This is a genomic window from Saccharopolyspora rectivirgula DSM 43747 (genome assembly GCF_000497205.1).
Lineage (GTDB): Bacteria > Actinomycetota > Actinomycetes > Mycobacteriales > Pseudonocardiaceae > Saccharopolyspora > Saccharopolyspora rectivirgula.
On record NZ_AYJW01000041.1, the window covers coordinates 1 to 18,335 of the forward strand.

The following is an 18,335-nucleotide window of genomic DNA, read 5'->3' on the forward strand; positions in this document are numbered from 1 at the left end:
CCGGAGAGGACCTGTTTGGACAGCGGGGGACGGTCGTAGGGCATGTGCGTCGGAAAAGTTCCCTTCCTCTTTTGCCAGGGGGTGGTCCACGACCCGGATATCCATGGGCAGTAACAGTAACCTGCCTGCTAGCAGGCATATTCACCAACACAGACCAACGTGGCTTTCATCGCCCCCGCCGTTCGGCCACCGGATTCGCTGCGCGAGCGGAGGGCTCCGCGGAGTCACCGCCGGACCGCGGGCGGGGGGCATTCCGGTGCCGGCACCGGAATGCCCCCGCGCTGCGCTCATCCGGCCTCAGGGGTGCAGCACCACCTTGGTGTAGCCCTCGATGCGCTGGTCGAACTTGCGGTACGCCTCCGGGGCCTCGCTCAGGGAGAGCTCGTGGGAGACCACGAAGCTGGGCTTGGCCCTGCCGGCGATGATCATGTCCCGCAGCTGGCGGTTGTAGCGCTTGACGTTGCACTGCCCGGTGCCCATGACCTGGCCCTTTTCGAACATCCGCCCGATGGCCACGGAGAGCATGCCGCGCTTGGCGTTCTCGTCCACCCCGCCCGGGTCGGCCGGCACGTACAGGCCCGGCACGCCGATCCGGCCGGTGGGGCGGACCGTCTCGATGATGGAGTTGAGCACCACGGCGGGCTCTTCCTTGCCCTCGGTGGTCCCGTGGGCTTGCGCCTGGTAGCCGACCGCGTCAACACCCTTGTCGGTGCCCTCTCCGTCGGTCTGGTCCTTGATCTGCGCGACCGGGTCCCCCTGGCTGAAGTCGATGGGGATGGCGCCGATGGATTCCGCCTTGCTCAGCCGCTCGGGAATGCGGTCCACCGAGAACACCCGGGAAGCTCCGCGCAGCAGAGCCGAGTACGCGGCCATCAGCCCGACCGGCCCCGCCCCGTAGACCACGACGGTCTCCCCGGGGGACACCTGCGCCAGTTCACAACCGTGGTACCCGGTCGGGAAGATGTCGGCGAGCAGGATGAAGTCGGTCTCGTGCCCCTCCGGGGGCAGCTTCAGGCAGTTGAAGTCGGCGAACGGCACCCTCAGGTACTCGGCCTGCCCGCCCATGTACGGCCCCATCGCCACGTAGCCGTAAGCGCCACCGGCGAACCCGGGGTTGACGGTCAGGCAGAAGCCGGTGTTGCCGGCCATGCAGTTCTTGCAGAAGCCGCAAGCGACGTTGAACGGCATGACCACGCGGTCGCCGCGCTTGAGGCTGACCACTCCGTCGCCGACTTCTTCGATGATCCCCATGTTCTCGTGCCCGAACACGATCCCGGGCTCGGCTGCGGTCCGGCCTTCGTACATGTGCAGGTCGGACCCGCAGATCGCCGTCGAGGTGATACGCACCAGAACATCGTTGGGATGTTGGATGGTCGGCCGCTCTACCTCTCCTATCTCCACAGAGTACGGTTCCCGGTACACGACCGCTTTCATCGCGGACCACCTCCGGTGGCGGTTACGCGGACAGAAGCATTGCCATCCGGGAATACCCGCCCGAGCGCTGGACGAGACCCGATCGCGTATCACTCGAAAGAGCACGCCCTCGAGGACGCCTCGATTCCGGTGGGTGATGGCGGATTTCGCCGCAGCGGGCGGAAGCCCTTGCCGCTCCGCATAGACTCCCGGGCATGGCCAACCCGCCGACGACCTCAGCCACCGGGCTGCCCGCCGACCTGGCCGAAGCGGTCCGGGACGACCGGTCCTTGCGCCGGTTCCTGCACTCCCTGCCCGGCGTCGACCCGACCGGGCTGGAGCTGCGGACCGCCGCCCTGACCGGTCGCAGCGTCAAAGGAGACGCCAAGCGGCAGGCAATCGACACCGCGATCCGGATGGTGGACCTGACCACCCTGGAAGGCGCCGACACCGCGGAGAAGGTGCGGGCGTTGTGCGCCAAGGCCCGCCGCCCGGATCCGGAGCACCCGGACACCCCTCGGGTGGCCGCGGTGTGCGTCTACCCGGACCTGGTCGAGGTCGCGGTGCGGGAACTGGGCGGCACCGGCATCGGGGTGGCCTCGGTGGCCACCGCTTTCCCCTCCGGGCGCTCGTTCCGGCAGGCCAAGCTCACCGAGGTGGAGCTGGCGGTGGCGGCCGGGAGCACCGAGATCGACATGGTGATCGACCGGGGCGCGTTCCTGGCCGGGCGGTACGCCCAGGTGTTCGAGGAGATCCGCGAGGTCAAGCAGGCCTGCGGGAGCGCGCACCTGAAGGTGATCCTGGAGACCGGCGAGCTCGGCACCTACGACGACGTCCGGCGGGCCAGTTGGCTGGCCCTGCTGGCCGGGGCGGACTTCATCAAGACTTCCACCGGCAAGACCTCTCCCGCTGCCACGCTGCCGGTGACCCACCTGATGCTGCAGGCGGTGCGGCAGTGGCAGGAGCGCACCGGGCAGTTCCGCGGCGTCAAACCCGCGGGCGGCATCCGCAGCACCAAGGACGCCATCCGGTACCTGGTCCTGGTGCAGGAGGCGGCCGGTCCGGAGTGGCTGACCCCGCGCCTGTTCCGGTTCGGCGCTTCCAGTCTGCTCAACGACCTGCTGATGCAGCGGCGCACCCAGCTCGAAGGCCACTACAGCGGCCCGGACTACGTGGCGGTGGACTGAATGACCGACAGCAACCCCTTGGCATACTCCCCTGCGCTGGAATCGCGGGAAACGGCGAACCTCCGCGCCAACTACCAGTTGTTCGTCGACGGCGAGTTCACCGAGGGCGCCGGAGAACCGCTGCGGATCACCGAACCGGCGACCGGGGAGCTCCTGACCGAGGTCGCCAGCGCAAACAAGTCTGATGTGGACAAAGCGGTGGGCGCGGCCCGCCGGGCGTTCGAGCAGACCTGGTCGCGCATGCCGGGGCGGGAACGCGGCAAGCACCTGTTCCGGATCGCCCGGCTGCTCCAGGAACGCGCGCGCGAACTGGCGGTGCTGGAAACGCTGCACACCGGAAAGCCCGTCCGGGAGTCGTCGAGCTTCGACGTGCCGGCGGCGGTGGCGCACTTGTTCCACTACGCCGGTTGGGCCGACAAGCTCGGCTACGCCGGCTACGGGCCCGACCCCGCCCCGCTCGGGGTGGCCGCCCAGGTGGTTCCGTGGAACTCCCCGCTGTTCACCCTGACCCGCAAGATCGCCCCGGCCTTGGCCTGCGGCAACACCGTGGTGCTCAAGCCCGCGGAAACCGCCCCGTTGACCGCCGTGGTGTTCGCCGAGATCTGCCAGCAGGCCCAACTGCCGGCCGGCGTGGTCAACGTCCTGCCCGGAACCGACGGCACCGGGGCCGCCCTGGTCGGTCATCCCGAGGTGGACGTGGTCTCCTTCACCGGCTCCACCAGCACCGGCAAGCAGGTGCAGCGCGCCCTGGCCGGCACCGGTCGGAAGCTGACCGCGGAACTGGGCGGCAACTCCGCGCACATCGTCTACGCCGACGCGCCGCTGGACGAAGCGGTCGAGGGCATCGTCAACGGGATCGCCTTCAACCAGGGCCAGGTGCCCAGCGCCGGCTCCCGGGTGCTGGTGCAAGAACCGGTGGCCGAGGAGCTGCTGGAGCGGCTGCGGACGCGCACCGCGGCCCTGCGCGTGGGCGACCCGCTGGACCGGAACACCGACGTGGGCGCGGTGCACTCGGCGCAGCAGCTGGACCGGCTCACCGAGCTGGTGCGGAGCGGGGTGTCCGAGGGGGCGCGGCGCTGGACCAGTCCCTGCCCGCTGCCGGACAAGGGCTTCTTCTTCGCCCCGACGATCTTCACCGGCGTGCAGCAGTCCATGCGGATCGCCCGGGAGGAGATCCGCGGCCCGGTGGTGAGCGTGCTGACCTTCCGCACTCCGCAGGAAGCGGTCAACAAGGTCAACAACACCCCGTACGGCCTGGCCGCCGGGATCTGGACCGAGAAGAGCTCGCGGGCGCTGTGGACCGCGCAGCAGGTGCGGGCCGGCGTGGTCTGGGCGAACACGTTCCACCGATTCGATCCGACCGCCGCGTTCGGCGGGTACCAGGAGTCCGGCTTCGGCCGAGAGGGCGGTCGCGCTGGACTGGAGGCGTATCTCGATGTCTGACGGACGCACACCGGAGCGACTGGCAGTGGCGAAGACGTACAAGCTCTACCTCGGTGGGGCGTTCCAGCGCTCCGAATCCGGCCGGGTCTACCCGGTGCACGAGGCGACCGGCGGGTTCCTGGCCAACGCGGCCCGGGCCTCCCGCAAGGACGTGCGGGACGCGGTGAGCGCGGCCCGCAAGGCCTTCGCCGGCTGGTCCGGCGCCACCCCCTACAACCGGGGGCAGGTGATCTACCGGATCGCCGAGGTGCTGGAAGGGCGGCGCGCCCAGTTCACCGCCGGACTGCGGGCGGCTGAGGGGTTGTCCGCGGGCGAGGCCGAAGCGGTGCTGGACACCGCGATCGACCGACTGGTGTGGTACGCGGGGTGGACCGACAAGGTCGCCGCCGTGCTGGGCTCCCCCAACCCGGTCGCGGGACCGTACTTCTCCTGCAGCTCCCCCGAGCCCGTCGGGGTGGTGGGCGTGCTGGCGCCGCAGAACTCCTGCCTGCTCGGCCTGATCAGCGCCCTGGCCCCGGTCATCGCCACCGGGAACACCTGCGTGCTGGTGGCCAGCGAGCGGCGTCCGCTGCCCGCGATCGACTTCGCCGAGGTGCTGGCCACTTCCGACGTGCCCGGCGGCGTGGTCAACGTCCTCACTGGACGGACAGCGGAGTTGGGCCCGGTGCTGGCCGCCCACGCCGACGTCAACGCCCTGGACCTGACCGGCGCCGCGGACGCCGAGCTGCGGGCGGAGCTGGAGGAGGCGGCAGCGGGCACCGCCAAGCGGGTCCTCGCCACCGCCGAACCGGACGACTGGACGACCGACCCGGGGCTGCGGCGGCTCCGCTCGTTCGTGGAGCTCAAGACGCTCTGGCACCCGCTCGGGGCGTGAGCGGCGCGGCGCCGGGCGCCGCTGCCGTCAGTTGACCCGCCAGGTCAGCCGGCCGTCCTCGGTCACCACCGGGAAGCTGTGGACGACCGCGGTGCCCTCGGTGAGCGCCCGGTGCACCGAGCCGAGCATGTCCCGGATGCTGCGCCACCCGCACCACTGCACCCGCCCCGCGTCCTTCTCCCACTCCAGCACGCACCCGCGCAGCGGCCCCGGGCGCAGGTCCACCACCAGCTCGTCGGCGTAACCGTCCCCGGCGATCGGCATCCACTCCGGGTGGAAGACCTGGCTGTGCGCCCCGGCCTGCCGCCCGGCCGCCCGCCCGACCGGCAGCTGCTCGCACTTGGCCCGCCACTCCTGGAGCGACTTGTGCAGGCCGTAGGGCGTGTAGAACGGCGGCAGCACCTCGGCGAGCACGTCCGGATCGGTGCCATCGCAGCAGGACCACCAGGCGCGCAGGTCGGCCGGCAGTTCGGCCGACAGCTCCTGCTGCACCGCGGTGAAATCACGCGCGGTGGCCGGGACGCGCAGCGCGGCCGCGGTCACCGGTGCGTGCTGGCGCAACCAGTGCTCGATTTCCGCCCACAGCTCAGCGACTTCCATTCCGTTCATGATCGTCAGCTCGGCCCGCGGCCGGTACCGCCAACCGGAACCCCCCTGGCCGGGCAGTCCGCTGCGCCGTGTGGTGGCTTCTGCTCCGCCGTGGCGTCACTTGCTGTTCCGCTCCCCGTTGCACTCGACGGGGTGACTACCGTGTCAGGCTGACCGGGTTACGAAGTGTGTTCCCCCGCCCCGTAGGCTTCCGCGAGGTCGGGTTCGGTGACGGAGGTACCGAGAGATGGCGCAGGACATCGTTCCCATCGAGCTTGGGCTGCCACAAGGCGACGTGGTCACCTTGTGGGCACCGCGGTGGCGGGAGGACGGCGAGGAGTGGGAAGCGTTCCTGGGTCATGAGGACGACCTGTACGCGTTCCCGGACGCCGCCCGGCTGACCGCGTTCGTGCGCACCGCCAAGGAGCACGACCTGATCGACCACCCGGCGTGGCACGTGGTCACCGCCCTGTCGGCCGCGGAGCTGTCCCCGGACGAGGACCACCAGTTCGACTTGGTGGGGGTCCCGGAGCTGGTGGCCGAGCCGCCGGACACCTGGACGCTCAGCGAGCTGGCCGACATCGTCGACATCGCGCGTTCCCTGGCCGACGTCTGCGACCTCGAGCAGGTGCACGAGGTGCTGGACGCGGCCCCCGGTTTCGCCTTGCTGGGCGAAGGAACGCTGGCCTTCTCCGGACGGGACGGGCAGCGCCGCTGGAACGAGCTGTGCAAAGTGGTCGCCGAGCGGTGGGACGAGCTGCTGGACGCCATCGACTCGGTGGTCACCGTCCCGGCCGTCCCCGAGGACGCGGTGGCGACCGCGGAAGCGGAGCTCGGCGAGCTGCTGGGGGACGAGGACGACGACACCCCGGCCACCGCCGAGATGTCCGATGTGGACGACTACGAGGACGCGGAGACCGGGTTCTGGGGCGAGGTCGGCATCGACCCGATCCGGATCATCACCAGCCAGGGCGAGTACTACTCGCTGCGCTGCTACCTCGACGACGACCCGGTTTTCCTCGGCAGCGACGGGAAGATCGACGTGTTCACCAGCCCCCGCGAACTGGCCCGCTTCCTGGCCGACGGCTCGAAGATGGTGGGCAACGAGCTGGCCGAGGTCTCCACCTGGCCGCAGGTGCAGGAGAAGGCCACCGGCGGCGAGCTGGACATCGAGGTCACCGACGAGAACACCTACCTGCTGGCCGGGCTGGACGCCGACCTGGCCGAAGGCCCGCAAGCGGTGGACCCCACCCAGCTGGACCTGGCCGAGGAACTGCTGCTGGACGCCGCCGCCTGGGCCGGCGACGAGAGCACCGAGCAGGCGCTGCAGCCGTCGGAGCGGCTCGGCTGGTTGATCTCGTTCATCCTGCAGCCCGACCCGAACCGGCTGCCGCCCAGCCCGCCGTTCGACGACGAAGTCGCCGTCTGGCGCGAGCTGGTGGACGCCCTGGAGAACCGGCTGCGCGTCCACTGACCCGAGCGGACCGCGCCGGGAGGTCGGCGCGGTCCCGGCCTCCCGGCCCCGCCGCTACGGGATCAGCTGGTCGTAAGCCGGCTTGATCACTTCGTTGATGAACTCCAGGCGCTCGTCGAAACCGATGAACGCGGACTTCATCGCGTTGATGGTGAACCACCGCATGTCCTGCCACCCGTAGCCGAACGTCCTGTGCAGCTCGGCGAACTCGCTGGACAGCGTGCAGTGGCTCATCAGCCGGTTGTCGGTGTTGACCGTGACCCGGAACCGCAGCCGGGACAGCAGGCCGATCGGGTGCTCCTCCAGCGAGGGCGCGGCACCCGTCTGCAGGTTCGAGCTGGGGCACATCTCCAGCGGGATCCGGCGGTCCCGGACGTAGGCCGCCAGCCTGCCCAGCTGGGCCGTGCCGTCCTCCTCGACCTTGATGTCGTCCACGATCCGCACCCCGTGCCCCAGTCGTTCGGCACCGCAGTGCTGAATCGCTTCCCAGATCGACGGCAGCCCGAAAGCTTCGCCCGCGTGAATTGTGAAATGCGCGTTCTGCTGCCGAAGATATTCGAATGCGTCCAGGTTCCGGGTGGGCGGATATCCGGCTTCCGGACCGGCGATGTCGAAACCGACCACCCCCGCGTCCCGGTAGCGAACCGCCAGGTTGGCGATTTCCCCCGCCATCGCATTCTGGCGCATGGCGCACAGCAAAGCCCCGACCCGGATGCGTTTTCCGGCCGCGGCGGCTCGGCGTTCACCTTCCCGGAAACCGTCCAGAATTGCCTGCACTATCTCGTCCAGGCTCAAACCCCGTTCTTGGGAGAGTTCCGGCGCGTACCGGACCTCCGCGTACACCACTCCGTCCGCGGCGAGGTCCTCGGCGCATTCCGCGGCGACCCGGAACAGCCCTTCCCGGGTCTGCATCACCGCGACGGTGTGGGAGAAAGTTTCCAGGTAGCGCTCGAGGGAGCCGGAATCCGCCGCTTCGGCGAACCACTCCTCCAACGCGCCGGGATCGGTTGCGGGCAGGCCGGAGTAGCCGGCGTCCCGCGCCAGGTCGATGACGGTCTGGGGTCGCAGACCGCCGTCGAGGTGGTCGTGGAGCAGTACTTTTGGCACTCGCCGAATGGTGTCCAAGTTCACCGGTGTCGACATAGCACCACGTTACTAGCGGTGACCCGGCCAGCACGGGAACGACGCTCCGCTGGCGCGAAACGGCCAGCGAACGAAGAAGTAAACGATCGACAGCAATTGACGCACAATTCCCCGGAACGTCTTCCGTTCCGCGCGCTTTACTGCTTTTGGTTTGCCCCGTTGCTCTTTTAGGAGGTCGCCGGTTCGCACCGACATCGGTTACCGGTCCGTACTCACGCAAAGTATCCGGGGGGTGGATGGGAACGCGCCAGAAGACTCGTTAGGCTCCTTTTGTCCTCACCTCCACTCGACGAAGGACGCCCCTAGCCGTGACCGAGAACATGTCGTTCGACCGCATGCGCAACATGCTCACGCGTGCGGCTGAGATCCGCGAGAGCGAACAGCAGCAGATTTTCGACGCACTGGATGAAATCCATGCCCGGCTTTCTCCGCTGGAGTCTCTCGGCTCTGTGAGAAAGCGGCTGTCCGAGCTGCCCGACCGCACCGAAGTGACCGTGCTCGCCGAGCGGCTCGACGAAGCGCTCGCGAAGCTGGAGACGCACAACGACGCGCTGCTCGAGCTCAAAGGCGCGGTGGAAACGCTCGCGGACAAGCTGGCCAAACCGTTCGCCCAGCTCGACGGCCGGATGGATGGCGTTGTCGGCCGGATGGACGGTGTCGTCGGCCGGATGGACGGGCTGGAGGACAAACTCGCCCACATCCACAAGCGGCTCGACGAGCTGGGCGTCCACCTGGACAAACAGGACGATCGGCTGGAGTCGCTGCCGGGAACCGTGCAGGAGCCGCTCAAGGAGCGGATCGACTCGCTGGAGACCAGCCTGCGCGGGCGGTTCGCCGAGATCGACGAGGGCGTGCACGAGCACCTCGACGGCACCCGCGAAGCCCTGCAGCGGGCCTTCACCGACTCGGTGGAGAACGCGCAGAGCAGCCTCAGCGAAGCCGTCGCCAGCAGCCGCGACCAGCTCGACGGCAAGCTCGACCACCTGGCTTCCCGCCCCGCGGTGGACCCGACCGAGCAGCTGGACAGCCTGGCCGAACGGCTCGAGCAGCTCAGCAACCGGCTCAGCGAGGTGTCCGACCGGCTCAACAACGTCGAGGGCAACCTCAACACCCGCATCGACCAGGTCGAGCAGGGCTTCGGCAACCGGCTGGAGTCGGTGGAAGAAGGCGTCAAGACCGGTTTGGGCGAGCTCGGCGGCACCCTGTCGAAGAACCTGTCCCAGCTCAGCGGCAACCTCGCCCAGCGCCCGGACTCGGAGGAGCTGAGCAACCTGGTCCGGCAGGCCCACGAGGAGAGCGAGCGGCGGCACGCCAGCCAGCTCGACGAGGCCATGGCCACCTTCGCCGAGCTGATCCTCGGCGGCGGCATGCCGGCTTCGCCTCCGCCGCCCACCACGCTGCCGCGCCAGCAGCGCCGGGGACGCTCCAAGAGCGCCAAGCGGGAACCGGAGAAGGCGCTGCCCGCCGACAGCGGCGACGGTCAGAACGCCGAGAGCGCCTGAGCGTTCCGCACCGGATCTGCGAGTGCCGGCCGGTCCACCCGGCCGGCACTCATGCTTTCCGCACCCGGTCGAGCACCAGCGGCCCGGTTTCGACCGCCTGCTCCCCGATCTCGTAGCCGCCGGCCAGGGCTTCGCGGGCGGCCGGCACGGTCTCCGGCCGGTCGGTGTGCAGCTCCAGCAGCGGCTGCCCCCGGCTCACCCGCTCCCCCGGCTTGACCAGGCACCGCACCCCGGCGCTGTGGTCCACCGCGTCCTCCTTGCGCGCCCGGCCGGCCCCCAGGCGCCAGGCCGCCACGCCCACCGCGTAGGCGTCGAGCCGCTGCAGGACCCCGTCCTCCTCGGCGAGCACCGGTTCCACGCAGGTGGCCTGCGGCAGCGGGGCTTCCGGGTCGCCCCCTTGCGCGGCGATCATCCGGCACCAGGTCTCGTAGGCCCGACCGTCCGCCAACACCGGCTCGGGATCCACCTCGGACAACCCGGCGAGCGCCAGCATCTCCCGGGCGAGGGCGAGGGTGAGTTCGGTGATGTCGGCAGGGCCCCGCCCGCGCAGCACCTCCACCGCTTCGCGCACCTCGAGCGCGTTGCCGACGGCGCGCCCCAGCGGGACCGACATGTCGGTGATCAGCGCGCTGGTGCGCACCCCGTTCCCGGTGCCGATCCCCACCAGCGCTTCGGCCAGCTCCCGCGCCTGCGGGAACGTCTTCATGAACGCCCCGGAGCCGCACTTGACGTCCAGCACCAGGCTCTGCGCCCCTTCGGCGAGCTTCTTGCTCATGATCGAGCTGGCGATCAACGGCACGGACTCGACCGTTCCGGTGACGTCCCGCAGGGCGTAGAGCTTGCGGTCCGCGGGGGCCAGTCCGGTGGTCGCCGCGCACACCACGGCACCGATCGAGTTGAGCTGCCGCTGGATCTCCTCCGCGGACAGCTGGGCCCGCCACCCCGGGATGGACTCCAGCTTGTCCAGCGTGCCACCGGTGTGCCCCAGGCCCCGGCCGGAGAGCTGCGGGACCGCGGCACCGCACGCGGCCACCAGCGGCGTCAACGGCAGGGTGATCTTGTCACCGACCCCTCCGGTGGAGTGCTTGTCCACCGTCGGCCGGCGCACCGCGCCGAGGTCGAGCACCTCCCCGGAGGCCACCATCGCGGCGGTCCACCGGGCGGTCTCGGCCGGGCCCATGCCGCGCAGGAACACGGCCATGGCCAGCGCGGCCATCTGCTCGTCGGCGACCTCGCCCCGGGTGTAGGCGTCGATCACCCAGTCGATCTGCTCGCCGGTCAGTTCCTGCCCGTCCCGCTTGCTGCGGATGACGTCGACGGCCGTGTGCACGCGCTCCTCCGTTCCCCACCGGCTGCTGGGGCCAAGCAGCAGCACCCCTGGACGACCCACCCCGGACGGGTGGTCACAGCTCGAAAGCGTCCGGCAGGACCTGCCGCATATCCAGCACCCCGCGCGGCGTGTCCAGCAGGCAGTCCGGTCCGCCCAGCTCGTGGAGCAGCTGCCGGCACCGGCCGCACGGCATCAGCAGCTGTCCCGTCCCGCTGCGGCAGGCCACCGCCACGAACCGCTGGGCCCCGGACAGCCGCAGCTGCCCAGCCATCGTGCACTCGGCGCACAGGGTCAGCCCGTACGAGCCGTTCTCCACGTTGCAGCCGACGACGACCTCCCCGCTGTCGGTCAACGCGGCCGCGCCCACCTGCAGTCCCGAGTAGGGGGCGTAGGCCTTCGCCGCAGCCTGCACCGCGGCGTCCCGCAGTGCGTCCCAGTCCACTGCTGTCGTCATCCAGAACTCCGCATCACTTCCGGGCTCCGCCGGCGCCTTCCGGTCGCCGCGCGCTCACCGGGCTGCCCGCTGCGCACCGGCGAACCAGCTCACCGAATGCGGCCCGGGGCGGACGTCGGCACCGGCGCGGTGCTCGCTCCTGCCCCACCGGTGGCGCCACCGCTCACGGTGCGCTGCCCCAGTGCGGCAACGCCCGGACGCCACTCCCACGTGTCACCTGTTCGAACGATGTGACTTGCTTCATCCGGTGATGCGGGTCTCCATTTTGGGGAAAGCGAAACCGAAAGGGCATCATCGAGATATCACGAAACGATTTCTATATCGATCAACACCGGTCGGCCGGGCTGTCTGCTCGATCACAGACGCCGTGGGCGAGTAGGCCGGAAGATACCCCCGGGTCTAGCATCCGAGAAGTCAAGGCCCCAGTTCGTGGCCGGTCTCGGGGCGCACCCAACGCCTTGTTGGGACCACTGCGATTCGGGGTCCGGTCACACGTGTTCCCGAACGGGGCCCGTCAGTCCACCAGCGAGGTTGGAGGCCTTCCACCATGGCCAGCACCACCGCCTCCGCGGCAGAGGCTCCCGAGCGCGCTGAAGCGCCGCTCGCGAAGGGGCGTCTGTACCGCGGCGACCTGGGCATGTGGTCGTGGGTCGCCCACCGAATCACGGGCGTACTCACCTTCTTTTTCCTGTTTGTGCACGTCCTGGACACCGCACTGGTCCGGGTCTCACCGAACGCATACGACACGGTCATCGAGACCTACAAGAACCCGGTGATGATCCTGTTCGAGCTGGGTCTCCTGGCGGCCGTGCTGTTCCACGCATTCAACGGCATCCGGGTAATGCTGGTCGACTTCTGGGCCAAGGGCACGAAGTACCAGAAGCCCATGCTCTGGACCGTCATCGTGCTGTGGCTGGTGTTGATGATCCCGGCCGCGATCAGCTTGCTCAGCCGCGCTGCCACGGAATTGCTCGGGGGGCTGTGAACCATATGAGCGTCACTGAAGCACCGCTGTCGGTTGACAAGCCGCGCTCGCCGCGTCGCCCGGCCGCACGCCGCAACAACTTCGAACTGTTCAGCTGGATCTTCATGCGGCTGTCCGGGGTGGTCCTGCTCTTCCTGGTGCTGGGCCACCTGCTGATCATGCTGTTCCTGGACGGCGGCGTGCAGCGGATCAACTTCGCCTTCGTCGCGGGACGCTGGGCTTCCCCGTTCTGGCAGTTCTGGGACCTGCTGATGCTGTGGCTGGCCGGCCTTCACGGCGGCAACGGCCTGCGCACCGTCATCAACGACTACTCGCGCAAGGACAGCACCCGCTTCTGGCTGAAGATGCTGCTGTACGTCTCGGTCGTGCTGACCGTGGGTCTGGGCACCTTCGTGATCTTCACCTTCGACCCGAACATCGGCTGACCGCGCCACGACCGCAGCGTGGGGACCGAGCACAGCGGTCCGCCACAGCCCAAGGAGACGACCAATGCAATTCCACAAGTACGACGTGGTCATCGTCGGCGCCGGCGGTGCCGGGATGCGCGCCGCGATCGAGGCGGGGCAGCGCGCCCGGACCGCCGTGCTCACCAAGCTCTACCCGACGCGATCACACACCGGTGCTGCGCAGGGTGGTATGTGCGCAGCCCTGGCCAACGTCGAAGAGGACAACTGGGAGTGGCACACCTTCGACACCATCAAGGGCGGTGACTACCTGGTCGACCAGGACGCCGCCGAGGTGATGGCGAAGGAAGCCATCGACGCGGTCCTCGACCTGGAGCGGATGGGGCTGCCGTTCAACCGGACCCCCGAGGGCAAGATCGACCAGCGCCGGTTCGGCGGGCACACCCGCGACCACGGCAAGGCCCCGGTGCGCCGCGCCTGCTACGCGGCCGACCGCACCGGCCACATGATCCTGCAGACGCTGTACCAGAACTGCATCAAGCACGGCGTCGAGTTCTTCAACGAGTTCTACGTCCTGGACATCGCGATGAGCGAGGGTCCGGACGGGCCGGTGTGCACCGGCGCGATCGCCTACGAACTGGCCACCGGCGAGATCCACGTCTTCCACGCCAAGGCCGTCGTCTTCGCCACCGGTGGTTTCGGCAAGGTCTTCAAGACCACCTCCAACGCCCACACCCTCACCGGTGACGGCATGGGCATCGTCTACCGCAAGGGCCTGCCGCTGGAGGACATGGAGTTCTACCAGTTCCACCCGACCGGTCTGGCCGGCCTCGGCATCCTGATCTCCGAGGCGGTCCGCGGTGAGGGCGGCATCCTGCGCAACGCCGACGGCGAGCGGTTCATGGAGCGCTACGCGCCCACCATCAAGGACCTCGCCCCGCGCGACATCGTCGCCCGGTCGATGGCCCTGGAGGTCCGCGAGGGCCGCGGCGCTGGTCCGAACAAGGACTACGTGCTGCTCGACGTCACGCACCTCGGTGAGGACGTGCTGGAGTCCAAGCTCCCGGACATCACCGAGTTCTCCCGCACCTACCTGGGCGTGGAGCCGACCAAGGAGCCGGTGCCGGTCTACCCGACCGCGCACTACGCGATGGGCGGTATCCCCACCAACTTGGACGGCCAGGTGCTGCGGGACAACGAGAACACCGTCGCCGGCCTGTACGCCGCCGGTGAGTGCGCCTGCGTGTCGGTGCACGGCGCGAACCGCCTGGGCACCAACTCCCTGCTGGACATCAACGTCTTCGGACGCCGCTCCGGGTTGGCCGCCGCCGAGTACGCCAACAGCCACGACTTCGTCGAGCTCCCGCCGGAGCCGGCGAAGATGGTGCAGGGCATGGTGGAGCACCTGCGCACGGCTTCCGGTGGCGAGCGGGTCGCCACGCTGCGCACCGAGCTGCAGCAGACCATGGACGCCAACGCCTCGGTGTACCGCACCGAGGAGACGTTGAAGCAGGCGCTGGCGGACGTGCAGGCGCTCAAGGAGCGGTACGGCCGCATCGCCGTGCACGACAAGGGCAAGCGGTACAACTCCGACCTGCTGGAGGCCATCGAGCTGGGCTTCCTGCTCGACCTGGCCGAAGCGCTGGTCAACGGTGCGCTCGCCCGCAAGGAGTCCCGTGGCGGTCACGCCCGGGAGGACTACCCGAACCGGGACGACACCAACTTCATGCGGCACAGCATGCAGTACAAGGTGCTGCCGGAGAAGGAAGACCCCAACGCACCGCTCGGGTTGACCGGTTTCCAGTCCGACATCCGGTTGGACTACAAGCCCGTCGTCATCACCCGGTACCAGCCGATGGAGCGTAAGTACTGATGACCGCCGCCACTACGAACGAGAACAAGGACCGGGCCACCGACCTGCCAGCGGATGCGCCGCCGGTGCCGGAAGGCGCCACCATGGTCACCGTCAAGATCCTCCGGTACAACCCGGAGGTCGACGAGGACATGCACTGGGAGTCCTACCGGGTTCCGGCGCTGCCCGGGGACCGCGTGCTGAACCTGCTGCACTACATCAAGTGGTACATCGACGGCACGCTGACCTTCCGCCGGTCCTGTGCCCACGGTGTGTGCGGTTCGGACGCGATGCGCATCAACGGCGTCAACCGGCTCGCCTGCAAGGTCCTGATGAAGGACATGTTCGCCAAGAGCGGGGAGACCACCATCACCGTCGAGCCCATCAAGGGCCTGCCGGTGATGAAGGACCTGCTGGTGGACATGGAGCCGTTCTTCGAGGCCTACCGGGCCATCAAGCCGTACCTGATCACCAGCGGCAACCAGCCCACCCGGGAGCGGATCCAGTCCCCGGCGGAGCGGGCGCGGTTCGACGACACCACCAAGTGCATCCTGTGCGCGGCGTGCACCACGTCGTGCCCGGTGTACTGGTCCGACGGCTCCTACTTCGGTCCGGCGGCGATCGTCAACGCGCACCGGTTCATCTTCGACAGCCGGGACGAGGCCGCCGAGGAGCGGCTGGACATCCTCAACGACGTTGACGGTGTCTGGCGGTGCCGCACCACCTTCAACTGCACCGATGCCTGCCCGCGCGGCATCCAGGTGACCCAGGCGATCCAGGAGGTCAAGCGCGCCTTGATGTTCCGTCGCCGCTGAGCGAGGAGCTCGAAAAGCGGTTCGGGCAAGGCCTCCCGGCTTTGCCCGAACCGCTTTTTTCATCGCGCGACTTCTTGCTTCTCGACCTGCGACGCCCGGAACCCGCGCCAGCCGATCACCCCGATCGCCGTGCCCAGGACCAGCGAGACGACCGCGATGACCAGGTGCACGACCAGGTAAGAAGTCGGGGATCCGGCGGCGTCCCAGGACCGGTCGCTGCGCCAGATGTTGCGGATGAAGTTCGGCCACAGCACGTAGGTCCACACTCCGAACAGCAACAAGAACAAGGAAATTCGGCGAGAGAGCGTCACGGCGGCACCTGTTTCTTTCCTATCGCGATTGCGTGGCGGCCTTCACATCGACCGAATGGTCCGAAACCGCCTCGTTTTCGAGGTTAGCCGACACGCCCTGGTAAACCAGGGTGCGGCCGTCCGCCACTTGTCCTATGCCACTCGGTTTATCCCCGCGCAGCAATGGCCGGTTGGCTTACTCCAACAGCCCACTTCGGAGAATTTAGCTAGCCTCATCACGTGCGGACAAACTCAGCGAGATCATTCCCTGGTCAGCATCGCGCGTTCCGCAGTTTCGCCTGCGTTCTCGCCGGGCTGCTGTTGCTGCCGGCCACCGCTGGCGCGGCCGAGGAACCGGAACGGCAGGAATGCTGGGAGCGCAACGCCGCACCACCGCCTGCAGTGGACACTTCGGAGGTGCCTCCGCCGGGAGTGCCTTCCCCACCGCCGCTGCCGGTGCCGGAAGAACCGGTCGGTGGTGACCGGCTGGGCGAGTGCGGGCTGATCCTGCCGGACGGCGCTCCCCCGCCACCGGAAGGCATCACCGCGGCCAGCTGGCTGATCGCCGATCTGGAGACCGGTGCGGTGCTGGCCGCTCAGGATCCGCACGCCCGACACCGGCCGGCCTCCACCATCAAGGTGCTCACCGCCCTGGTGGCCATCCGGGAGATGGAGCTCGACGACACCATCGTCGCCACCCAGGAGGACGCCGATCAGGAAGGCAGCCGGGTGGGGCTGGTGCCGGGAACGACCTACACCGTGGAGCAGGTCGTCACCGGGTTGCTCATGCAGTCCGGCAACGACGCCGCCCACGCCTTGGCCCGCAAGGCCGGCGGGATGGACGCCATGGTGGACAAGATGAACGAGTTGGCCCGCCAGCTGGGCGCGCTCGACACCCGAGCGGCCACACCGTCCGGTCTGGACGGTCCGGGGATGAGCGCGTCGGCCTACGACCTGGCGCTGATCTTCCGGGAAGCGCTGCGGGAGCCCGCTTTCGCCAAGGCGATCTCCACCAAGCAGACCTTGCTGCCCGGTGCTCCCGAGCAGCCGCCGTTGGAGATCTGGAGCGACAACTCGCTGCTGTTGAACTACCCGGGGGCGATCGGGGGCAAGACCGGGTTCACCGACGACGCCCGGCACACCTTCATCGGGGCCGCCGAGCGGGACGGGCGGAAGCTCGTCACCGTGCTGATGCGGGGCGAGGTCGAGAACGAGCGGCTGCCCGCGCAGGCCATGCGGCTGCTGGACTACGGGTTCGAGCTGCCGGAGGACGCCGAGGTCGGCGAACTCGTGACCGGGAAGCCGAAGCCGGAGTCCCCCTCGCCGACGCCTGCTCCGCGGGCCGCTGAGCAGGAGGTGCAGGAAGCCTCCGGCACCGACTCCGGGGACACCGAGCGCAGCTTGTTCGGCAACGCCGGCGGGCCGCTGGCCCTGCTCGCCGGGGCGGCCACGGCCCTCGTGGGGATGGTGGCGGTGCGCAACCGCCGGATGCGCGCGATGTCCCGCAGCGACGACGGGGGCTCCGCGGACGACGACTGATCCGCCGGCGGGCGGTCGCTCACCGGAAGCGCCGCCAGAGCCAGCTGGCCAGCGCACCGAGGCCGAACAGGCCCATCGAGGTGGCCACCCGCATCCGCGGCTGCACCACCACCGGGCGGAGGATCGCCGGGCCGGGCGGCTGGGGAGCTGCTCCCCGCCGCTCGGCCGCCTGGCCGACCGCCGTCCAGGCAGCGGTGAACAGGATGAAGCGGGACGCGAGGTTGGCGAACACCAGCAGACCGATGATCGGGCCGAACGCGGCCCCGGCCGGGGACGAGGTCACGCTGTTGAGGTAGATCTGCCCCACCTGCTTGAGCAGTTCGAAACCGACGGCGGCGAACAGCGCCCCCGTCAAGGAGTCGCGCCAGGCGACCGGCTGGCGCGGCAAGCGGGTCAGCACCCACAGGAACACCAGCCAGCTCGCCGCCAGCGACAGCGCGATGGCCAGCACCCGCAGCACGATCGCCGCGCCCAGCGTGTCGGCGATGCCGAGCAGTTCGAACATCCGCCGACCGAAGCCGCCGAACGCGCTGATCCCGAACGACAGCACCAGAGCTGCGCCGAGGCCGCCCAGCGCGGCCAGGTCGTAGGCCATCCGCTTGATCATCGGCGGCTGCTCGGGCTTCTGCGTCCACTGCGCGGACAGGGCCTCCCGCAGGTTGGTCATCCACCCCAGCCCGGAGTACAGCGCCCCCAGCAGGCCGAGGAGGCCGACGGCGCCGGCCTTGTTGACGGCCTCGTTCACCACCCGCTCGAGGATTTGGCTCATCGCCGGGTTCGGCACCGAGGTGGTGATGGAGGTCTGCAGCCGCTCCAGCAGGTCCGGGTTTCCGCGCAGGACGAAGCCGGCGATGGCGAAGGCGATCATCAGCAGCGGCACCAGGGCCAGCACGCTGAAGTAGGTGATCGCGGCCGCGTAGTAGTCCCCGTACTGGGCCTGGTAGCGGGTGACCGCCCGCAGCAACCGGTCGAGCCAGTAGTGCTGCTCCCGGAGCCGGGTGAGCCGGCTCGGCTTGCCTTCTTCCTGAGTAGCCACAGGCAC

The 18,335-nt window shown here is 69.2% G+C and carries 17 protein-coding genes; 10 read left to right on the top strand and 7 right to left on the bottom strand.

Annotation, left to right across the window (positions count from 1 at the left end; all coding sequences use genetic code 11):
• Positions 1 to 297: 297 nt before the first annotated feature.
• A complete protein-coding gene (locus tag SREC43747_RS0112430; protein WP_029721584.1) occupies positions 298 to 1,434 on the bottom strand; it encodes a glutathione-independent formaldehyde dehydrogenase in 1,137 nt (378 codons plus the stop codon).
• A gap of 194 nt (positions 1,435 to 1,628) precedes the next feature.
• Between SREC43747_RS0112430 and deoC the strand changes: the two genes are divergently transcribed.
• Genes deoC through SREC43747_RS0112445 form a run of 3 tightly spaced genes read left to right on the top strand, consistent with a single transcriptional unit; the run spans position 1,629 to position 4,917 of the window.
• Positions 1,629 to 2,600, top strand: a complete 972-nt coding sequence (deoC, locus tag SREC43747_RS0112435) for a deoxyribose-phosphate aldolase (protein ID WP_029721586.1) — start codon at positions 1,629 to 1,631, stop codon at positions 2,598 to 2,600.
• On the top strand, positions 2,601 to 4,043 hold the full coding sequence (locus SREC43747_RS0112440; protein ID WP_029721588.1) for an aldehyde dehydrogenase family protein: 1,443 nt from the start codon (positions 2,601 to 2,603) through the stop codon (positions 4,041 to 4,043).
• Positions 4,036 to 4,917: an aldehyde dehydrogenase family protein gene (locus SREC43747_RS0112445; RefSeq protein ID WP_029721589.1), complete on the top strand. Its 882-nt coding sequence runs from the start codon at positions 4,036 to 4,038 to the stop codon at positions 4,915 to 4,917. The genes SREC43747_RS0112440 and SREC43747_RS0112445 overlap by 8 nt, the downstream gene beginning before the upstream one ends.
• A 27-nt stretch (positions 4,918 to 4,944) precedes the next feature.
• Here the strand turns inward: SREC43747_RS0112445 and SREC43747_RS0112450 are convergent, their stop codons facing one another.
• Entirely contained in the window at positions 4,945 to 5,517 is a 573-nt protein-coding gene (locus SREC43747_RS0112450) for an SMI1/KNR4 family protein (protein WP_051387989.1), read from the bottom strand.
• A 235-nt stretch (positions 5,518 to 5,752) separates the two neighbouring features.
• Here SREC43747_RS0112450 and SREC43747_RS0112455 point away from each other — a divergent pair, with 235 nt between their 5' ends.
• A complete protein-coding gene (locus SREC43747_RS0112455) occupies positions 5,753 to 6,979 on the top strand; it encodes a SatS C-terminal domain-containing protein (protein ID WP_029721591.1) in 1,227 nt (408 codons plus the stop codon).
• 54 nt (positions 6,980 to 7,033) lie between these two features.
• Here the strand turns inward: SREC43747_RS0112455 and SREC43747_RS0112460 are convergent, their stop codons facing one another.
• Positions 7,034 to 8,122: an adenosine deaminase gene (locus SREC43747_RS0112460; protein ID WP_029721592.1), complete on the bottom strand. Its 1,089-nt coding sequence runs from the start codon at positions 8,120 to 8,122 to the stop codon at positions 7,034 to 7,036.
• Positions 8,123 to 8,430: 308 nt separating this feature from the next.
• Here SREC43747_RS0112460 and SREC43747_RS0112465 point away from each other — a divergent pair, with 308 nt between their 5' ends.
• A complete protein-coding gene (locus tag SREC43747_RS0112465) occupies positions 8,431 to 9,624 on the top strand; it encodes a coiled-coil domain-containing protein (protein WP_029721593.1) in 1,194 nt (397 codons plus the stop codon).
• Positions 9,625 to 9,673: 49 nt separating this feature from the next.
• Here SREC43747_RS0112465 and SREC43747_RS0112470 read toward each other — a convergent pair whose 3' ends face one another.
• Together SREC43747_RS0112470 and SREC43747_RS0112475 are read right to left on the bottom strand one after the other, a co-directional pair.
• A complete protein-coding gene (locus tag SREC43747_RS0112470) occupies positions 9,674 to 10,954 on the bottom strand; it encodes a thymidine phosphorylase (protein ID WP_029721594.1) in 1,281 nt (426 codons plus the stop codon).
• Between the two features lie 73 nt (positions 10,955 to 11,027).
• Positions 11,028 to 11,408: a cytidine deaminase gene (locus SREC43747_RS0112475; protein WP_029721595.1), complete on the bottom strand. Its 381-nt coding sequence runs from the start codon at positions 11,406 to 11,408 to the stop codon at positions 11,028 to 11,030.
• 547 nt (positions 11,409 to 11,955) lie between these two features.
• On the opposite strand from SREC43747_RS0112475, the gene sdhC reads away from it, so the two are divergent.
• The 4 genes from sdhC (at position 11,956) to SREC43747_RS0112495 (ending at position 15,464) form a co-directional block, all read left to right on the top strand.
• The gene (gene sdhC / locus SREC43747_RS0112480; protein ID WP_029721596.1) at positions 11,956 to 12,393 is read left to right on the top strand and encodes a succinate dehydrogenase, cytochrome b556 subunit; all 438 of its coding nucleotides are present in this window, start codon (positions 11,956 to 11,958) and stop codon (positions 12,391 to 12,393) included.
• A gap of 5 nt (positions 12,394 to 12,398) precedes the next feature.
• Positions 12,399 to 12,818: a succinate dehydrogenase hydrophobic membrane anchor subunit gene (locus SREC43747_RS0112485; RefSeq protein ID WP_029721597.1), complete on the top strand. Its 420-nt coding sequence runs from the start codon at positions 12,399 to 12,401 to the stop codon at positions 12,816 to 12,818.
• A 64-nt stretch (positions 12,819 to 12,882) separates the two neighbouring features.
• A complete protein-coding gene (gene sdhA / locus SREC43747_RS0112490) occupies positions 12,883 to 14,670 on the top strand; it encodes a succinate dehydrogenase flavoprotein subunit (protein ID WP_029721598.1) in 1,788 nt (595 codons plus the stop codon).
• Between the two features lie 83 nt (positions 14,671 to 14,753).
• Complete coding sequence (locus SREC43747_RS0112495; RefSeq protein ID WP_236623160.1) at positions 14,754 to 15,464, top strand: succinate dehydrogenase iron-sulfur subunit; 711 nt, start codon at positions 14,754 to 14,756, stop codon at positions 15,462 to 15,464.
• A gap of 59 nt (positions 15,465 to 15,523) precedes the next feature.
• On the opposite strand, the gene SREC43747_RS0112500 is transcribed toward SREC43747_RS0112495, so the two are convergent.
• Positions 15,524 to 15,775 (bottom strand): SCO4848 family membrane protein, encoded by a 252-nt coding sequence (locus tag SREC43747_RS0112500; RefSeq protein ID WP_029721600.1) that lies wholly within the window; start codon positions 15,773 to 15,775, stop codon positions 15,524 to 15,526.
• A 396-nt stretch (positions 15,776 to 16,171) separates the two neighbouring features.
• Here SREC43747_RS0112500 and SREC43747_RS0112505 point away from each other — a divergent pair, with 396 nt between their 5' ends.
• A complete protein-coding gene (locus SREC43747_RS0112505; protein WP_236623157.1) occupies positions 16,172 to 17,293 on the top strand; it encodes a D-alanyl-D-alanine carboxypeptidase family protein in 1,122 nt (373 codons plus the stop codon).
• Positions 17,294 to 17,312: 19 nt separating this feature from the next.
• Here the strand turns inward: SREC43747_RS0112505 and yhjD are convergent, their stop codons facing one another.
• Positions 17,313 to 18,329, bottom strand: a complete 1,017-nt coding sequence (yhjD, locus tag SREC43747_RS0112510; RefSeq protein ID WP_029721602.1) for an inner membrane protein YhjD — start codon at positions 18,327 to 18,329, stop codon at positions 17,313 to 17,315.
• Positions 18,330 to 18,335: the final 6 nt, after the last annotated feature.

Coding starts and splice junctions, on each gene's coding strand:
- SREC43747_RS0112430 (WP_029721584.1), bottom strand. CDS start 1,434: ATGAAAGCGGTCGTGTACCGGGAACCGTACTCTGTGGAGATAGGAGAG.
- deoC (WP_029721586.1), top strand. CDS start 1,629: ATGGCCAACCCGCCGACGACCTCAGCCACCGGGCTGCCCGCCGACCTG.
- SREC43747_RS0112440 (WP_029721588.1), top strand. CDS start 2,601: ATGACCGACAGCAACCCCTTGGCATACTCCCCTGCGCTGGAATCGCGG.
- SREC43747_RS0112445 (WP_029721589.1), top strand. CDS start 4,036: ATGTCTGACGGACGCACACCGGAGCGACTGGCAGTGGCGAAGACGTAC.
- SREC43747_RS0112450 (WP_051387989.1), bottom strand. CDS start 5,517: ATGGAAGTCGCTGAGCTGTGGGCGGAAATCGAGCACTGGTTGCGCCAG.
- SREC43747_RS0112455 (WP_029721591.1), top strand. CDS start 5,753: ATGGCGCAGGACATCGTTCCCATCGAGCTTGGGCTGCCACAAGGCGAC.
- SREC43747_RS0112460 (WP_029721592.1), bottom strand. CDS start 8,122: ATGTCGACACCGGTGAACTTGGACACCATTCGGCGAGTGCCAAAAGTA.
- SREC43747_RS0112475 (WP_029721595.1), bottom strand. CDS start 11,408: ATGACGACAGCAGTGGACTGGGACGCACTGCGGGACGCCGCGGTGCAG.
- sdhC (WP_029721596.1), top strand. CDS start 11,956: ATGGCCAGCACCACCGCCTCCGCGGCAGAGGCTCCCGAGCGCGCTGAA.
- SREC43747_RS0112485 (WP_029721597.1), top strand. CDS start 12,399: ATGAGCGTCACTGAAGCACCGCTGTCGGTTGACAAGCCGCGCTCGCCG.
- sdhA (WP_029721598.1), top strand. CDS start 12,883: ATGCAATTCCACAAGTACGACGTGGTCATCGTCGGCGCCGGCGGTGCC.
- SREC43747_RS0112495 (WP_236623160.1), top strand. CDS start 14,754: ATGGTCACCGTCAAGATCCTCCGGTACAACCCGGAGGTCGACGAGGAC.